Annotated in this window: 2 protein-coding genes; both read left to right on the top strand. The window is 72.6% G+C overall.

The window, feature by feature from the left end:
* Window positions 1-92: 92 nt before the first annotated feature.
* Window positions 93-7,547: an SDR family NAD(P)-dependent oxidoreductase gene (locus DEJ46_RS33595; protein ID WP_411757841.1), complete on the top strand. Its 7,455-nt coding sequence runs from the start codon at window positions 93-95 to the stop codon at window positions 7,545-7,547.
* A gap of 4 nt (window positions 7,548-7,551) precedes the next feature.
* Window positions 7,552-19,233, top strand: coding sequence for a type I polyketide synthase (locus tag DEJ46_RS33590; protein WP_150272403.1), 11,682 nt, complete (start codon window positions 7,552-7,554; stop codon window positions 19,231-19,233).
* Window positions 19,234-19,265 lie beyond the last annotated feature (32 nt).

The raw sequence follows: 19,265 nt of genomic DNA, 5'->3' as shown, positions 1-19,265 counted from the left end.
GCACGGACGCGGGCACGGGAACCGGAACGGGCGCGGGCACGGACGCGACGCTCTGGCCGCCGGAGGGGGCGCGCGAGCTGGACCCCGCCGCGATGTACGACACGCTCGCCGACCTCGGTCTGTCCTACGGCCCACTGTTCCAGGGAGTCCGCAGCGCGTGGCGCGCCGGCGACGCGCTCTACGCGGACGTCGTCCTGGACGCGGAGGCGGAGGCGGACACCGGCTTCGGCATTCACCCCGCGCTGATCGACGCGGCACTGCACACCTATGCCCACGAGGCCTTCACGGACGGAACCGTCCGGCTGCCGTTCGCGTGGAGCGGTGTCCGGCTGCACGCCACCGGAGCCACCGCCCTCCGCGTACGCCTCACCCCCACCGGCGACAACACCGTCACCCTCCACGCCACCGACCCCACCGGCCAACCCGTCCTCACCGTCGACACCCTCACCACCCGACCCATCGCCGCCGACCAACTCGCCACCGCCGCACGCGCCCCCGGTGAGGAGACGCTGTACGAGGAGTCGTGGACACCCACGTCCCTGCCCGGGGCCGAGCCCGCCACCCTGTTCCCTGCGGACGACGTCCTCGACGGCAGCGAACCGGGCGACGGCATCGTCGTGCTGGACGTCCCGGCCACCCCGGGAGAACCGCTCACCCCGCTCACCACCACCCGTACCACCGTCCACCGTGTCCTCGACGTCCTGCAGCGCTGGCTGGCCGACGAGCGTTGCGCCGAGTCGACGCTGGCCGTGGTCACGCACGGACACTTCGACGCCGATCCGGCCGCCTCGGCCGTCTGGGGCCTCGTGCGGTCCGCGCAGTCGGAGCACCCCGGCCGGATCGTGCTCGTCGACACCGCGTCCGAGGGGGGGCCGGACCTCTCGACACTGGTGCCCGCGGCTCTCGTGCTCGGCGAACCGCAGCTCGCAGTAAGGCCCGACGAGGTCCTGGTGCCGCGTCTCGGACGCTTCGCACGCTCCAGCGCGCCCCTCAGCGCGCTCCCCGGCACGCTGCCCACCGAGCCCGCGCCGGAGCTCTCGCCCGGGATCTCTCCCGAGCCCGGTTCCGACCCCACGCCCTGGCGGGCGGACGGCACGGTGCTGATCACCGGCGGCACCGGGACGCTCGCCGCACTCGCGGCCCGGCACCTGGTGACCGCGCACGGCGTCCGCCATCTGCTGCTGACGAGCCGGCGCGGCATCGCCGCGACGGGCGCCCCCGAACTGGTGGCGGAGCTGGAGGAGCTGGGCGCGAGCGTGACGATCGCGGCCTGCGACGTCGGCGACCGCGACGCCCTCGCCGCCCTCCTCGCGAGCATCCCCGGCGAGTACCCGCTCACCGCCGTCGTGCACACGGCAGGTGTCCTGGACGACGGCCTGGTCACCTCCCTGACCGAGGACATGACGGAAGCGGTCCTGCGCCCGAAGGCCGACGCCGCCTGGCACCTGCACGAGCTGACCCGGGACCTCGACCTGTCGGCCTTCGTCCTCTACTCGTCGTTGTCCGGCCTGATCGGCGGGCCCGGGCAGGCCAACTACGCCGCGGCCAACTCGTTCCTGGACGCCCTGGCACGGCACCGCACCGAGCTGGGCCTGCCCGCCGTCTCCCTCGCCTGGGGCCTGTGGGCCGACGCCAGCGCCATGACCGGTCAACTCTCCGACCTCGACCACCGGCGCCTCACCCGTACGGGCCTCGCCCCGATCGACGCCGAGGCCGGCATGGCGTCCTTCGACGCCGCCCTCGCCCTCGGGCGCCCCGTCGTCGCGATCACCCCGATCGACCGGGAGGCGCTGCGCGCCGCCGACCCCGTACCGGCCCTTTTCCGCAGCCTGGTCCGCGGCGCGCGCCGGCGCGCCACAGGCGGGGCCGCCGAAGCGGGCCCGCTCGCCGACCGGCTGCTCCGGCTGCCGGAGGCCGAACAGCGGGAAGCCCTCCTCACGGTCGTCCGCGAACAGGTCGCCCTCGTCCTCGGGCACACCGACGCGTCGGTGGTCCGGATCGGGCAGGCGTTCCGGGACCTCGGCTTCGACTCCCTCACCGCGGTCGAACTGCGCAACCGGCTGACCAAGGCCACCGGCACCCGACTCCCCGCCACACTCGTCTTCGACCACCCCACCCCCGAAGCGCTCGCCCTGTTCCTGGGCGCCAGGCTGGGGCTCGGCGAGACCAGGACGACCCAGGCCGCCCCGGCCGCGACGACCGACGAGCCCATCGCGATCGTCGGCATGGCCTGCCGCTTCCCCGGAGACGTACGCACCCCGGAAGAGCTGTGGCAGCTGCTCGAATCCGGCACGGAAGCCCTGTCCGACCTGCCGGGCGACCGAGGCTGGGACCTCGGCAGGCTGCGCGACGACCCCTCGGACCCGGACGCCGTCGCCATCTTCCGCGGCGGATTCCTGCACGACGCCGCGGAGTTCGACCCGTCCTTCTTCGGGATCTCGCCCCGTGAGGCGACGGTCGTCGACCCGCAGCAGCGGTTGCTCCTGGAGACCGCCTGGGAGGTGGTGGAACGGGCGGGCATCGACCCGGCCTCGCTGCGGGGCAGCAACACCGGCGTGTTCGCCGGCTCCATGCACCGTGACTACAGCGCACGGTTCACCGGCAGCCCGGACGGCTACGACGAGGTGCTCGGCACCAGCAACGCTGGGGGTGTCGTCTCCGGCCGGATCTCCTACACCTTCGGTTTCGAGGGACCTGCGGTCACGCTGGACACGGCCTGCTCGTCGTCGCTCGTCGCCATGCACATGGCCGGGCAGTCCCTGCGGTCGGGCGAGTGCGACCTCGCCCTGGCCGGCGGTGTCACCGTCATGTCCACCCCGGAGACCCTCCAGGAGTTCAGCCGCCAGCGCGGCCTCTCCACCGACGGCAGCTGCAAGGCGTTCGCGGCCGGGGCCGACGGCACGATCCTGTCCGAGGGCGTGGGGGTGCTGCTCCTGGAACGGCTCTCGGACGCGCAGCGCAACGGACACCGCGTGCTCGCGGTGATCCGCGGCAGCGCGGTCAACCAGGACGGCGCCTCCAACGGCCTGACCGCACCCAACGGCCCCGCGCAGGAACGGGTCATCCGCCGGGCACTGGCCAGCGCCGGCCTGTCGGCGGCGGACGTCGACGTCGTCGAGGCCCACGGCACCGGCACGACACTCGGCGACCCGATCGAGGCCCAGGCCCTCCTGGCCACCTACGGGCAGGACCGTCCCGCAGACCAGCCGGTACTGGTGGGGTCCCTGAAGTCGAACATCGGCCATACGCAGGCCGCGGCAGGCGTCGGCGGCGTGATCAAGATGGTCGAGGCACTCCGCCGTGGGGTCGTCCCGAAGACGCTCCACGTGGACGAGCCGAGCCCGCACGTGGAATGGGACAGCGGAGCGGTGGAACTCCTCACGGAGAACCGCACCTGGCCCGAGACAGGAAGGCCGCGCCGGGCAGGCGTGTCGTCGTTCGGCATCAGCGGCACCAACGCCCACGTCATCGTCGAGCAGGCACCCGAGGTCGAGGAGCCCGCACGGGCGGCTTCGGGTGTGGTCGTGCCGTGGGTGCTGTCAGGCCGTACGGATGAAGCCGTACGGGAGCAGGCGGCCCGGCTGGCGGAGCGGGTCACGCAGTCGCCCGAGATCGACCTGGCCAGTGTCGGGTTGACACTCGCCACCGCTCGAAGCCGCTTCGAACGAGGTGCCGTCGTGGTCGGGGCCGACCGGGAGGAGCTCCTGACCGCGCTGTCCGAAGTGACAGACGGCCGCACGCCGTTGGTGGCTCCGGTCGGCAGTGGTGTGGCGATGATGTTCGCCGGCCAGGGCGGCCAGCGAGTCGGCATGGGCCGAGAACTCTACGAGGCCCATCCCGTCTTCGCCACGGCGGTCGACGACGTCCTGACCGCTGTCGACAAGGAACTCGCAGGGTTCGTCGACCACCCGGTCCGCGACGTCCTCTTCGACACCACCGACACCGGCCTGCTCGACCAGACCGTCTACACCCAGACAGCCCTGTTCGCCATCGAGGTCGGCCTCTACCGACTCCTCGATTCCTGGGGTACACGACCGAGCTGGCTCGTCGGCCACTCGATCGGTGAGATCGCAGCCGCCCACGTAGCGGGCGTCTTCTCCCTGGAAGACGCCGCCCGACTGGTCGCGGCCCGAGGCCGGCTGATGCAGGCGCTGCCGGAGGGAGGCGCGATGGCGGCTGTCGAAGCCCCGGAAGCCGATGTACTCCCGTTCCTCGACGATGCCGTCGGCATCGCCGCGGTCAACGGACCCACTTCCGTCGTCGTCTCCGGCGAACTCACGGCAGTCGAACGCGTCATCACACACTTCGCAAGCGCCGGCCACCGGGTCAAGCGGTTGAAGGTCAGCCACGCCTTCCACTCACCGTTGATGGAACCGATGCTCGACGCCTTCGCCGCCATCGTGGACGAACTCTCCTACCAGGAACCGTCGATACCCATCGTCTCCACCGTCACCGGCCTGCCGGTCGAACCGGACACCCTCACCGACCCCGCCTACTGGGTCCGACACGTCCGCACCACCGTCCGCTTCCACGACGCCATCACCCACCTCGCCGACCACCACACCGGCGGATACGTAGAGATCGGCCCCAGCGGCGTACTCGTCGCACAGACACAACAGATCCTGGACGCCACCGGCCGTGGAGGACACCTCGTCCTCCCCACCCTCCGACCCGGTCAGGCAGAAACACACACCACCCTCACCGCACTCGCCACGCTCCACGTCGCAGGAACCGGTCTCACACCCCACTGGCAGACCATCCTCGGCAACCACACCCCCCTCACCGACCTCCCCACCTACCCCTTCCAACGCCAGCGTCACTGGCTCAACGCCCCCACGATCCGCGACGGTTCGGGCAGCAGCACGAGCCATCCCCTGCTCGGATCGGTCGTCGAAGTCGCCGACAGCGGCGGACTCGTCCTCTCGGGCCGCCTGTCGACCGCGGCACAGCCCTGGCTCACCGACCACCTCGTCCTCGGATCCGTCGTCCTGCCGGCCTCGGCCTGGATCGAAGTCGCGCTGTACGCCGCCGGCCAGGGCGGAGCCTCCACGCTCAAGGAACTGCTGATCGAGCGACCGCTCGTCATCGACGAGAACGACTCCCCGCACCTCCAGGTACACGTCGCCACCGACGACGAAGGCGTACGCACCATCAGCATCCACTCCCGGCCCGACGACGAAGACACCACCTGGACACGACACGCCACCGGCATCCTCGGCACCGAACCCCCGCCCCCGACCGACACATTCACACACTGGCCGCCCACCGACGCCATCGCCCAGGACCCCGACCAGCTCTACGCCGCTCTCACCGAGTCCGGCCTCCTCTACGGCCCCGTGTTCCAGGGGGTGGAGTCGGCCTGGCGCAGGGGTGACGAGCTCTTCGCCGAGGTCGTACTGCCCGAGGCCGTCGAGGCCGACGGGTACGTCATCCACCCGGCGCTCCTCGACGCCGCGCTGCACCCGCGTGCTCGCGACCTACTCGCCGACGGCGGGGTCCAGCTGCCCTTCGTGTGGAGCGGGGTCCAGCTGGGCACGACCGGGGCCACCCGGCTCCGGGTCCGGCTCGCTCCGGCAGGCGAGGAGGGGGTGTCGCTCCAGGCGACCGACATGACGGGCACCCCTGTGCTGACCGTCGAGTCCGTGACGACGCGTCCCGTCGCCGCGGAGCAACTCGCCCTGCCCGGACGTCAGTCCGAGGGCGCGCTGCTTGAGCTCGCCTGGTCGCCCGTACCTCACCCGACCGGCCCCACCTCGGTCGTCGTGACTCCGCTGGCGGATGCCCTGGACTCGTCCGAGCCGCTCGACGGCGTGGTCGTCGTGGACCTGACGGACGTGACCCACGGGGCCGACCTGTCCGACGCGGCGGACGTGCCGACCGCTGTGCATGCCGCCACCGGTCAGGTGCTCGACCTCATGCAGCGCTGGCTCGCCGCACCGCACCTCGAAGGGACACGGCTCGTCGTACGTACGGCAGGCGCTGTGGCCGTGGAGCCGGCGGAGTCCCCGGACCTGGCCGCCGCGACGGTGTGGGGTCTGGTGCGTTCGGCGCAGGCCGAGCATCCCGGCCGCATCGTCCTCGTCGACGGGGAGCTGGACGCCACGACGGACCTGCCGTCGTTCCTGTCCGCCGACGAACCACAGCTTGCGATGCGGGGCGGGCGCCTGCTCCGCCCGCGCCTCACCCGTCTTCCGGTACCGACGTCGGCATCGACATCGGCGTCGGCGTCTGACGCGTCGCCCTGGAACACCGAAGGCACCGTCCTCATCACCGGCGGAACCGGCTCACTCGGCTCCGCCGCAGCCCGACACCTCGTCCACCACCACGGCACCAAACACCTCCTCCTCACCAGCCGAAGCGGACCCAACGCCCCCGGAGCCACCCAACTCCACACCGAACTCACCCAAGCAGGCGCCCACGTCACCATCACCGCCTGCGACACCACCGACCCCACCCAACTCGCCACCCTCCTCACCACCATCCCCACCCACGCCCCCCTCACCGCCATCATCCACACCGCCGGCACCCTCCACGACAACCTCATCACCACCATGACCCCCACCCAACTCCACAACGTCCTCCGCCCCAAAGTCGACGCCACCTGGAACCTCCACCACCAAACCCAACACCTCAACCTCACCGCCTTCGTCCTCTACTCCTCCGTCGCCGGAGTCCTCGGCACCCCCGGCCAAGCCAACTACGCCGCCGCCAACTCCTTCCTCGACGCCCTCGCCCAACACCGCACCACCCACCACCAACCCACCACCTCCATCGCCTGGGGACTCTGGGCCAACACCACCGCCATGACCAACCACCTCACCCAGGCGGACCTGGCCCGGCTCACCGGCAACGGCCTCGGCCCGATCAGCACCGACGCGGGTACGGCGCTGCTGGACGCCGCCGTGAGGGCGGGCCGGCCCGCCCTCGCCGCGTCCGCGGTGCACGGAGTCGCGCGCGGTGACGTGCCCGCCGCACTGCGGGATCTCGTCCGCACGGCACGGCGCCGCGAGACGGCGGCGCCCGGTGCCGGGGGCTCGCTCGCCGAGCGGCTGCGCCCGCTCACCGGGCCCCAGCGGACCACGTTCCTCATCGGCCAGGTCCGCGAGCAGGTCGCCCAGGTGCTCGGGCACGACGATCCGGCCTCCATCGGCCAGGAGCAGTCCTTCCAGGACCTCGGGTTCGACTCGCTGACCGCCGTCGAGCTGCGCAACCGGCTGTCCACGCTCGCCGGTGAACGGCTCCCCGCGACGGTGGTGTTCGACCACCCCACGCCCCACGCGCTCGCCGCGCTCCTGCTCGACCGGCTCGTCCCGCACCCGCACGTGGCGGCACGGGCCAAGGTCGACGAACTCGACGTCTTCCTGGCCGAGCTCGCCCTCGCGGACGAGGACAGGTCACTGATCACCACGCACCTCGAAAGCCTGATCGACCGCTGGCGCGACCGTGCGCCGAACACGCCCGGGGGCCCGGAGTCCGAGGAGGCCGATCTGGACTCCGCCTCCGACGAGGAACTGTTCCGCCTGGTCGACACCAGCCGAAAGGAATGACGGGATGTCCAACGAGGCCAAGCTCCGCGAATATCTGAAGAAGGCCATCGCCGACACCCGCGAGGCACAAGGACGGCTGCGGGACCTGGAGGACGCGGCCAGCGAGCCCATCGCCATCGTCGGTATGGCCTGCCGCTACCCCGGCGACATCCGCTCGCCGGAGGACCTGTGGCGAGCGGTGTCCGAAGGGGTCGACTGCATAGGCGAGTTCCCCGGGGACCGGGGCTGGAACGCCGACCGCCTGTACGACCCCGATCCGGACGCCGGCGGCACCACGTACACCCGGCACGGAGGCTTCCTCCACGACGCCGGGGAGTTCGACGCGGGATTCTTCGGGATCTCGCCCCGGGAGGCGACCGCCATCGACCCCCAGCACCGTCTGCTCCTGGAGACGGCGTGGGAGGCGGTCGAGGACGCGGGCATCGCTCCCCGGACGCTGCGGGGAAGCCGTACGGGAGTCTTCGCCGGCGCGATGTACCAGGACTACGCCCCTCGCCCGGCGGAGACGCCGCCCGCCCTCGAAGGGCTGATCGCGGGCGGCACCGCGGGCAGCATCGCCTCGGGGCGGGTGGCGTACACCCTGGGTCTCGAAGGGCCCGCGGTCACCATTGACACGGCGTGCTCGTCGTCCCTGGTGGCGCTGCACCTGGCCGCCCAGGCCCTGCGCTCCGGAGAGTGCGACCGGGCGCTCGCCGGAGGCGTCACGGTGATGGCCACCCCCACCGTGTTCGTGGAGTTCAGCCGGCAGCGCGGGCTCGCCCCGGACGGACGGTGCAAGGCGTTCGCCGCGGGCGCCGACGGCACGGGCTGGGCCGAGGGCGTCGGCTTCCTGGTGCTCGAACGGCTCTCCGAGGCGGTGCGCGACGGTCACCGGGTGCTCGCCCTCGTACGGGGCAGCGCCGTCAACCAGGACGGCGCGAGCAACGGCCTCACGGCGCCGAACGGGCCCTCCCAGGAACGCGTCATCACGGCGGCGCTCGCCAACGCCCGGCTGACCACCGGCGATGTCGACGCCGTCGAGGCGCACGGCACCGGTACGACGCTCGGCGACCCGATCGAGGCCCACGCGCTGCTCGCCACCTACGGCAGGCACCGTCCGGCGGACCGGCCGTTGTGGCTGGGCTCGCTGAAGTCGAACATCGGGCACTCCCAGGCCGCCGCGGGCGTGGGCAGCGTGATCAAGATGGTGCAGGCGATGCGCCACGGCGTCCTGCCGAAGACCCTGCACGTGGACGAACCGAGCCCGCACGTGGAATGGGACAGCGGAGCGGTGGAACTCCTCACGGAGAACCGCGACTGGCCCGAGACAGGAAGGCCGCGCCGGGCAGGCGTGTCGTCGTTCGGCATCAGCGGCACCAACGCCCACGTCATCGTCGAGCAGGCACCCGAGGCGGAGGAACCGGCACCGGTTGCGGACGGCGGTGCGGTGCCGTGGGTCCTGTCCGGCCACACCGAGGAAGCCCTGCGCGGCCAGGCCGTCCGACTCGCCGATCATCTGTCGCGGCACCCCGAACTGCACCCCGCGGACGTGGGGTTCTCCCTCGCGACGACCCGCGCGCACCTCGACCGGCGCGCCGTGGTCGTCGGGCAGGACCGGGAAGCCCTCCTGGCGGGCCTGTCCGCCATCGCGGCGGGTACCGCGACCGGCGTGGCGGCGGCCGACGGTGCGCAGCCGGTGTTCGTCTTCCCGGGCCAGGGTGCCCAGTGGGCGGGCATGGCCGCGCCGCTCCTCGACTCCTCTCCCGAGTTCGCGCGGGCGATACGGGAGTGCTCCGCCGCTCTCGCCCCGTACGTCGACTGGTCCGTGGAGGACGTGCTGCGGTCGACCCCCGGCGCGCCGGGGCTGGAGCGCGTCGACGTGGTGCAGCCGGTGTCGTTCGCGGTGATGGTGTCGCTGGCGCGGCTGTGGGAGTTCCACGGTGTCGTGCCCGCAGCGGTCGTGGGGCACTCGCAGGGCGAGATCGCCGCCGCCGTCGTGGCCGGAGCACTCTCCCTCGACGACGGCGCCCGTATCGTCACCCTCCGCAGCAAAGCCATCGGCGAACTCCTCAGCGGACACGGCGGCATGATGTCCCTCGCCACCTCCGCCGAACGAGCCGCCCAACTCATCACCGAAACATCCCAAGCCGACAGTGCTTACGATGCCGACCTGGCGGAGCGCGTCGGCGTCGCCGTCGTCAACGGCCCCGCCTCCGTCGTCATCGCCGGCGAACCCCAAGCACTCGCACTGATCGCCGCCGCATGCGAGGCCCGGAACATCCGCCACCGCCTCCTCCCCGTCGACTACGCCTCCCACAGCCCCCAGGTCGCCGCCATCGAGGAACGACTCCTCACCGACCTCGAACCCGTCACCCCCCACACCTCCACCACCCCCTTCTACTCCACCGTCACCGGCACCCTCCTCGACACCACCCAACTCGACGCCACCTACTGGTACCGCAACCTCCGCCAGACCGTCCTCTTCGAAAACACCACCCGCACCATCGCCGACACCGGAACCCACCTCTTCATCGAGATCAGCCCCCACCCCGTCCTCACCTCCAGCATCCAGGACACCCTCGCCGACCGGGCGGCGGTGGCGACGCTGGGCACGCTCCGCCGCGACCACGGCGGCCTCGAACAGTTCCTCACCGCCCTCGGCCTGGCCCACGCCCACGGCGTCTCCCCCGACTGGTCCACGGTCTTCGGCGACCGGAGCCGCCGCGTCGCCCTGCCGACGTACGCCTTCCAGCGACAGCGCTACTGGTGGACCCCCGCCCGGTCGGCCGACCCTGCCCACTTCGGTCTGACGCCCACCGGCCACCCGCTGCTGGGGTCGGTCGTGCACACGGCCGACGGTGATTCCGTCCTCTTCACCGGCAGCCTCTCCCTCACCACCCACCCTTGGCTGGCCGATCACGGCGTCCTGGGCTCGGTGATCCTTCCGGGGACCGCTCTCATCGAGATGGCCGTCCACGCCGGCGATCACGTCGGGGCATCCGTCCTGGACGAACTCGTCATCGAGGCGCCGCTGCTGCTCGCCGCGGACCAGCAGGTCCACCTCCAGCTCGCCGTGGGCCCGGCCGACGCCGACGGCAGCCGGCCCGTGACCGTCCACAGCCGGCCCGATCGGCCGGACAGCGCGTGGATCCTCCACGCACGGGGCGTCCTCGGTACCGAAGCGGCTCCCGGCTTCGACGCCACCGCCGGCCTCACCGCCTCCGCCTCCGCCTCCGCCCCCGTCTCCGCCCCCGTCTCCGTCTCCGTCGAGACCGCCGACACCGCATGGCCGCCGTCCGGCGCCACGCCGCTCGACGTGTCCGACGCCTACGAGGTCCTCGCCGCGACCGGCCTGGACTACGGGCCCTTCTTCCAGGGGCTGACGGCGGCCTGGCGCTCCGGGCAGCACCTGTACGCCGAGGTCGGTCTGCCCGCCGACGACGCCACCGGGTTCGGGATCCACCCCGCCCTCCTGGACGCGTCGCTGCACGCCTTCGCCCACGACAACCTCGCCGTCGGCACCGGGGTCTCCCTCGCCTTCGCGTGGAGCGGTGTCCGGCTGCACGCCACCGGTGCCACCGCCCTCCGCGTACGCCTCACCCCCACCGGCGACAACACCGTCACCCTCCACGCCACCGACCCCACCGGCCAACCCGTCCTCACCGTCGACACCCTCACCACCCGACCCATCGCCGCCGACCAACTCGCCACCGCCGCACGGGCGGCGCGCCCCGACGCCCTGTTCGACCTCGTCTGGACGTCGCTCGACCCGGCCCGCGTCGAGCCCTCCCCCGTGACCGTCGCCGACACGGTGGCCGAGGACGGTCCCGTACCCGACTTCCTCCTCCTCGTCCCCGACCTCTCCGGTGCCGATGCACTCGCCGCGACGCACACGGCGACGCGGGCCGTGCTCGCCCGCCTCCAGGCGTGGCTGGCCGACGAGCGGCTCGCCTCCGCGCGCGTCGCCGTCCTGACCGCCGGCGCGGTGGCGGTGGACGACGGCGAGGACGTCGACCCGGCCGCGGCCGCCGTCTGGGGCCTGGTGCGTTCCGCCCAGGCCGAGCACCCCGACCGCATCGTCCTGGTCGACGGCGAGCCGGGAGCCGAGTCCGACCTGCCCGCCGTACTGGCCGCGGCCACGGCCGCCGGTGAGCCCCAGGTCGCCGTGCGCGGCAGCACCGTCCGCGCGCTCCGGCTCGCGAGGCCCGCCCCCGATCCGTACACCCCGCCCGTCGGCGACGCATGGCGGCTGCGTGTCCTCGACCCCGGCGACCTGGCGAGCCTGGCACCCGTGCCGGACCCGGACGGGCCTGCCACGCTCGCGCCCACCGAGGTGCGTGTCTCCGTCCGGGCGGCGGGGATCACCTCCCGCGACCTGTCCGTCGCCCTCGGCCGTGTATCCGACGGCCCGCCGACCACCGGTGGCGACCTCGGTGGCGTCCCTGGCGGGGAACTCGGGGGCGTCACGGGCGGGGAACTCGGGAGCGAACTTGCCGGTGTCGTCACGGCAGTCGGCTCCGACGTGACCGAACTCGCCCCGGGAGAAAAGGTCATGGGACTGGGGACCGGCACCCTCGGACCGACGGTCGTCACCGATCACCGACTGCTCGTCCGCATTCCCGCAAGACTGACGTTCACTCAGGCGGCGTCCATGCCCGTCGCGTTCCTCACCGCCCTCCACACTCTGCGCGACCTCGGCGGCCTCACCTCCGACGAGACCGTCCTGATCCACTCGGCCCCCGACGCCACGGCCCTTGCCGCCGTGCAGGTCGCCCGGCACCTCGGCGCTCACGTCCACGCGACGGCCGGACCCGCCGACCGCGGTGCCCTGCTCGACCTCGGCGTAGATCCCGAACGCATCGCCGACCCCGGGTCACCGGAGTTCGAGCAGGCCGTCCTGCGCGCGACCGAGGGCCGCGGCGTCGACGTGGTCCTGAACTCGCTCACCGGCGAGTCGGTCGACGCGTCGCTGCGCCTCCTGCCGCGCGGCGGGCGCTTCCTCGAACTGGGTGAGAGCGAGCGACGCGACCCGACCGAGACGGCCGTCCTCCACCCCGGAGTCGAGTACGCGGCACACGACCTGGGCCGGACGGACCCGGACCTGATCCGGGCGCTGCTCGCCGAGCTCGTCGAGCTCTTCGACAGCGGGGTGCTGCGCCCGCTGCCCGTGTCCGCGTGGCCGCTCACCCGGGCCGAGGCCGCTCTCCGGCACCTGGACCGGGCACAGAGCGCCGGCAAGATCGTACTCACCGTCGACCGCTCCCTTGACCCCGAAGGCACAGCATTGGTGACGGGCGGAACCGGCGCCCTGGGCAGCGTCGTCGCCCGGCACCTGGTGACCGCGCACGGCATACGCCATCTGCTGCTGACGAGCCGGCGCGGCATCGCCGCGACGGGCGCCCCCGAACTGGTGGCGGAGCTGGAGGAGCTGGGCGCGTGCGTGACGGTCGCGGCCTGCGACGTCGGCGACCGCGACGCCCTCGCCGCCCTCCTCGCGAGCATCCCGGGCGCGCACCCGCTCACCACTGTGGTGCACACCGCGGGCGTCGTCGACGACGGACTGCTCGCCTCGCTGAGCGACGAGCAGATCGCCACGGTCCTGCGCCCCAAGGCCGACGCCGCCTGGCATCTGCACGAGCTGACCCGGGACCTCGACCTGTCGGCCTTCGTCCTGTACTCGTCGCTCGCCGGCACGCTCGGCGGTCCCGGCGTCGCCAACTACTCCGCGGCCAACGCCTTCCTGGACGCCCTCGCCCAGCGGCGCCGCGCCCAGGGCCTCCCCGCCGTCTCCATGGTGTGGGGCCTGTGGGAGGAGGAAGGCGGCATGATCCAGCGCCTCTCCGCGGGCGACCGGACCCGGATGGCCCGCGACGGCCTGCGCCCGATCACCGGTGATCACGGCATGAGCATGCTGGACTCGGCTCTCGCCCGGTCCCGACCGGTGGTCGTGGCCACCCCGTTCGACCCGTCCGCAGTGCGGGGTGAGGTCGCCGCCGCGCTGCGCGGCCTCCTCCGGACGACGGGACGGCGCACCGCCGCAGGCCAGGGTGCCGTCGACGGCTCCCTGGCCCGCCGGCTGGCCGCACTCGGGGCGGGCGAACAGCGCGCCCTGCTCGCGGAACTGGTCGGCGAACACGCCGCCGCCGTCCTCGGACACACCGACGCGTCGGCCGTCCGGGCCGGACAGGCCTTCCGGGACCTCGGCTTCGACTCCCTCACCGCGGTCGAGCTGCGCAACCGGCTCGGCGCCGCGACCGGCATACGCCTCCCCGCCACGCTCGTCTTCGACCACCCCACACCGGAGGCCCTCACGGACTTCCTGCACGTCAAGCTGGGGGGAGCCACGGCGGCCGGCGCCGAAGCGGCATCCGCGACGGCGACGGACGAACCCATCGCGATCGTCGGCATGGCCTGCCGCTACCCCGGCGGGGTCGCCGACAGCGACGGGCTGTGGCGCCTGGTCGCCGACGGCGTCGACGCCATCACGGAATTCCCCACCAACCGCGGCTGGGACATCGACGGCATCTACGACCCCAGCGGTGAACGCCCCCGCAGCACGTACGCGCGCACCGGCGGCTTCCTCCACGACGCCGACCGCTTCGACAGCGACTTCTTCGGCCTCAGCCCCCGCGAAGCGGCCGTCATGGACCCGCAGCAGCGGGTCCTGCTGGAGAGCGCATGGGAGGTGGTGGAGCGGGCGGGCATCGACCCGGGCTCGCTGCGGGGCAGCAACACCGGCGTGTTCGTCGGCCTCGTGCAGCAGGAGTACGGCCCCCGGTCGGACGTGATCGGCGAGCAGCACGAGAGCCACTTCCTCACGGGCGGCACGGCCAGCGTCGCCTCCGGGCGGATCGCCTACACCATGGGCTTCGGCGGTCCCGCGGTCACGCTGGACACGGCCTGCTCGTCGTCGCTCGTCGCCATGCACATGGCCGGGCAGTCCCTGCGGTCGGGCGAGTGCGACCTCGCCCTGGCCGGCGGCGCGACCGTCATGGGCACCCCGGGGCTCTTCACCGGCTTCAGCCGCCAGCGCGGCCTCTCCTCCGACGGCCGCTGCAAGGCGTTCGCGGCCGGGGCCGACGGGACGGGCTTCGGCGAAGGCGTGGGGGTGCTGCTCCTGGAGCGGCTCTCGGACGCGCAGCGCAACGGACACCGCGTGCTCGCGGTGATCCGCGGCAGCGCGGTCAACCAGGACGGCGCCTCCAACGGCCTGACCGCACCCAACGGCCCCGCGCAGGAACGGGTCATCCGCCGGGCACTGGCCAGCGCCGGCCTGTCGGCGGCGGACGTCGACGTCGTCGAGGCCCACGGCACCGGCACGACACTCGGCGACCCGATCGAGGCCCAGGCCCTCCTGGCCACCTATGGACAGGACCGCCCCGCAGGCCAGCCCCTCTACCTCGGCTCGCTGAAGTCGAACATCGGCCACACGCAGGCCGCCGCGGGCGTGGGCAGCGTGATCAAGATGGTGCAGGCGATGCGCCACGGCGTCCTGCCGAAGACCCTGCACGTGGACGAACCGAGCCCGCACGTGGAATGGGACAGCGGAGCGGTGGAACTCCTCACGGAGAACCGCGACTGGCCCGAGACAGGAAGGCCGCGCCGGGCAGGCGTGTCGTCGTTCGGCATCAGCGGCACCAACGCCCACGTCATCGTCGAGCAGGCACCCGAGGCGGACGAGCCAGCGCCCACGGCTGCAGGCGCTGTGATGCCGTGGGTGCTGTCCGGCCGTACAGACGAGGCCGTACGGGAACAGGCGGCCCGACTGACGGAATGGCTCGCCCACGCCCCTGAACTGGGCTTGGCGGACGTGGGGTTGACGCTGGCCTCCGCGCGTAGCCGGTTCGAACGAGGTGCCGTGGTGGTGGGCGCAGACCGTGAGGAGCTGCTCTCCGCCCTCACCGCAGTCGCCGACGGCCGCACGCCTGGAGTGGCTCGGGCCGGAAGTGGGGTGGCGATGTTGTTCGCCGGGCAGGGTGGCCAGCGAGTGGGAATGGGCCGCGAGTTGTACGCCGCCCATCCGGTGTTCGCCACAGCCGTCGACGACGTCCTGACCGCCGTCGACAAGGAACTCGCAGGGTTCGTCGACCACCCCGTCCGCGACGTCCTCTTCGACACCACCGACACCGGCCTGCTCGACCAGACCGTCTACACCCAGAGCGCCCTGTTCGCCATCGAAGTAGGCCTCTACCGGCTCCTCGAATCCTGGGGCGTCCGGCCGGCCTGGCTCGTCGGCCACTCGATCGGCGAGATCGCAGCCGCCCACGTAGCGGGAGTGTTCACGCTGGAGGACGCGGCGCGCCTGATCGCCGCCCGAGGCCGGCTGATGCAGGCGCTGCCGGACGGGGGTGCCATGGCAGCGATCGAGACGACCGAAGCCGAAGTCGTGCCGCTCCTCGACAACGCCGTGGGCATCGCCGCGGTCAACGGACCCGCCTCCGTCGTCGTCTCCGGCGAACACACCGCCGTCGAACGCGTCACCGCTCACTTCGAGAACGCGGGCCACCGGGTCAAACGCCTCAAGGTCAGCCACGCCTTCCACTCGCCCTTGATGGAACCGATGCTCGACGACTTCGCCGAGGTCGTGAAAAGCCTGACGTTCCACCCGCCGTCGATACCCATCGTCTCCACCGTCACGGGACTCGCCGTCGAACCGGACACCCTCACCGACCCCGCCTACTGGGTCCACCACGTCCGCACCACCGTCCGCTTCCACGACGCCATCACCCACCTCGCCGACCACCACACCGGCGGATACGTAGAGATCGGCCCCAGCGGCGTACTCGTCGCACAGACCCAGCACATCCTGGACGCCACCGGCCACGAAGGACACCTCGTCCTCCCCACCCTCCGACCCGGCCAGGCAGAAACCCACACCACCCTCACCACACTCGGCCGGCTCTACGCAGCCGGGACCGGCGTCACCCCCCACTGGCAGACCATCTTCGGAAGCCACGCCCACCTCGTCGAACTCCCCGCCTACCCCTTCCAACGCCAGCGCTACTGGCTCAACGCCTCGCCCATCACCACCGATCCAGGGTCCGGGACGGGTCATCCCCTCCTGGGATCGGTCGTCGAAGTCGCCGACAGCGGCGGACTCGTCCTCTCGGGCCGCCTGTCGACCGCGGCACAGCCCTGGCTCACCGACCACCTCGTCCTCGGATCCACCGTGCTCCCTGGCTCGACCTGGATCGAACTCGCGCTGTACGCCGCCGGCCAGGGCGGAGCCTCCACGCTCAAGGAACTGCTGATCGAGCGACCGCTCGTCATCGACGAGAACGACTCCCCGCACCTCCAGGTACACGTCGCCACCGACGACGAAGGCGTACGCACCATCAGCATCCACTCCCGTCCCGACGACGAAGACACCACCTGGACACGACACGCCACCGGCATCCTCGGCACCGAACCCCCGCCCCCGACCGACACATTCACACACTGGCCGCCCACCGACGCCATCGCCCAGGACCCCGACCAGCTCTACGCCGCTCTCACGGAGGCGGGGGTGGACTGCGGTGCGCGCGCGCTGACCGCCGCGTGGCGTCGAGGCGACGAGTTCTACGCCGAGGTCGGTGCGGCCGACGACGTGGCCGACAACTTCGGTGTCGTACCGCTGCTCCTCGACACCGCTCTGTACGTCGGTGACGACGCGTCGCCGGAGGAGGGCGTGCGCTTGCCGTCCTCGTGGCGGAACGTCCACCTGTACGCGAGCGGCGCTACGACGCTGCGCGTCCGCGTCGCCGCGTCCGTCGGCGGCGCCGCCGACGACGACGACCACAAGGGTTCGGTTTCCCTGTACGCCGAGGACACCTCGGGACAGACCGTGCTCACGGCGGAGTCCGTCCGGTCTCGCCCGGTGACACCCGAGCAGGTGGCCGGCGGTCGGCCGTCCCCCCGGGGCGCGCTGTGGGAAGTCACCTGGCAGCCCGTCGACCGACGGGACGAGCTCCCCTCCGGTCTCGACGTGCTGGAGCTCGACGGGTCCGGCACCGAGCCCGTCGTGAAGGCGCGCGAGCTCGTCGAGCAGGTCGTGGACCGTCTCCAGCACGCGCTGGAGACCGGGGCACCCCTGCTGGTGGTGACCCGCGGTGCCGTGGCCACGGGGCCCGGGGAAGCCGCCGATCCGGCCGGATCGGCGGTGTGGGGCCTTCTCAGGTCCGTCCAGCTGGAGCACCCTGACCGTGTCGTCGTGATCGACGTCGAACCGGACACCGAGTGGCAGCCCGGTCCGCTACCGGAGGCAGAGCCTCAACTCGCCTTCCGGCAAGGGAGGATGCTGGCTCCGCGTCTGGCCGCCGCCACGCCCGTGACGGGCGATCACGTCCCATGGGGCGAGGGAACGGTCCTCGTCACCGGGGCCACGGGCCCGCTCGGTGCGGCCGCGGCCCGGCATCTGGTGGCCGAGCACGGGATACGACACCTGTTGCTCACCACGGATCCCCGGACGGAGCGGGGAGCCGAAGGCTCGGACCCGACCGCAGCCCCGACCGCGGATGACCCGACCGCGGAGCAGGTCGATGAACAGGTCACTGAACAGGTCACTGAGCTGGTCGCGGAGCTGGCAGGTCTCGGCGCCGACGTGAAGGTGGCCTCGTGCGACCTCACGGACCGGGAGGCCGTCGCCGCACTCCTCGCGGCGGTGTCCACGGAGCACCCGCTGACCGGTGTGATCCATTCCGCGCCCGGACCGGTCGTCGAGAACGCGGGCGGCTCGACCGAGGACGGGGAGAGCGAGTCCGGGCCGGCGCTGCGGGCCAGGGCCGGAGCGGCCTGGAACCTGCACGAGCTGACGAAGGGCCCCGGCCTCACCCACTTCGTGCTGCTCTCCTCGCCGCGCGGCACCGTCGGCGGCCTGGGCCCGGGCGGGTTCGCTGCGGCGGACGGGTTCCTCGACGGGCTGGCGGCGTACCGGCTCGCACTCGGCCTGCCGGCGCTGGCCGTTGCGTACGGAGACGACCGCTCCGGGGCGTACGGGCTCCGGCCCCTCGCCCCCGAGGAGGCTCCCGCGCTGCTCGACGCCGCACTCGCGACGGGCCGGCCCGCTCTCGTGGCCGCCCCGCTCAACAAGGCGCTCCTGCGGGCGGGCCACGACGTCCCGCCGATCCTGCGCGATCTGGCTCCCGCGCGTGCCTCCCGCGCCTCGCACGGCCGGACGCCCGGCGGAGAGGCACTGGCCGACCGGCTGGCACGGCTCACCGTGCCGGAACGGGACACGCTGCTGGTCGGCCTCGTCAGCGAGCACGTCGCCACCGTCCTCGGTCACGCCGACGCCGAGGGCATCGACCACGATCACGCCTTCCAGGAGATCGGGTTCGACTCCGTGACGGCGGTCGAGCTCCGCAACCGCCTCGGCGCGGTCACCGGCGTACGGCTGCCCACCACCGTCGTGTTCGACCACCCGACGCCCGCGGCGCTCGCCCGGTGGCTCCGGGACAGGCTCGTACCCGAGTCGGACCCTGCCGTGGCGCTGCAGAAGGAACTCGACGGCCTGGAGGCCCGCCTCACGGGCGCGGCAGACCTGGACCCGAGCGGGCGCCGGGCCGTGGCCACCCGCCTGCGCGGCATCCTCGACCACTGGTCGCGTTCCCAGGAGTCGGAGACGTACGGGACCCAGGAGGCGACCGAGGCGGAGGACGCGCTGGAGTCCGCGTCGTCCGGCGACCTCTTCGACTTCATCGACAACGAACTCGGCCGTGCGGCCGGATGACCCGCTCAGGTCAGACGGAACCAACACAAGGG

The organism is Streptomyces venezuelae (assembly GCF_008642375.1).
In the GTDB taxonomy this organism is placed as follows: domain Bacteria; phylum Actinomycetota; class Actinomycetes; order Streptomycetales; family Streptomycetaceae; genus Streptomyces; species Streptomyces venezuelae_G.
Note: the sequence above shows the minus strand (reverse complement) of the source record. Positions and strands in the feature narration are given on the sequence as shown.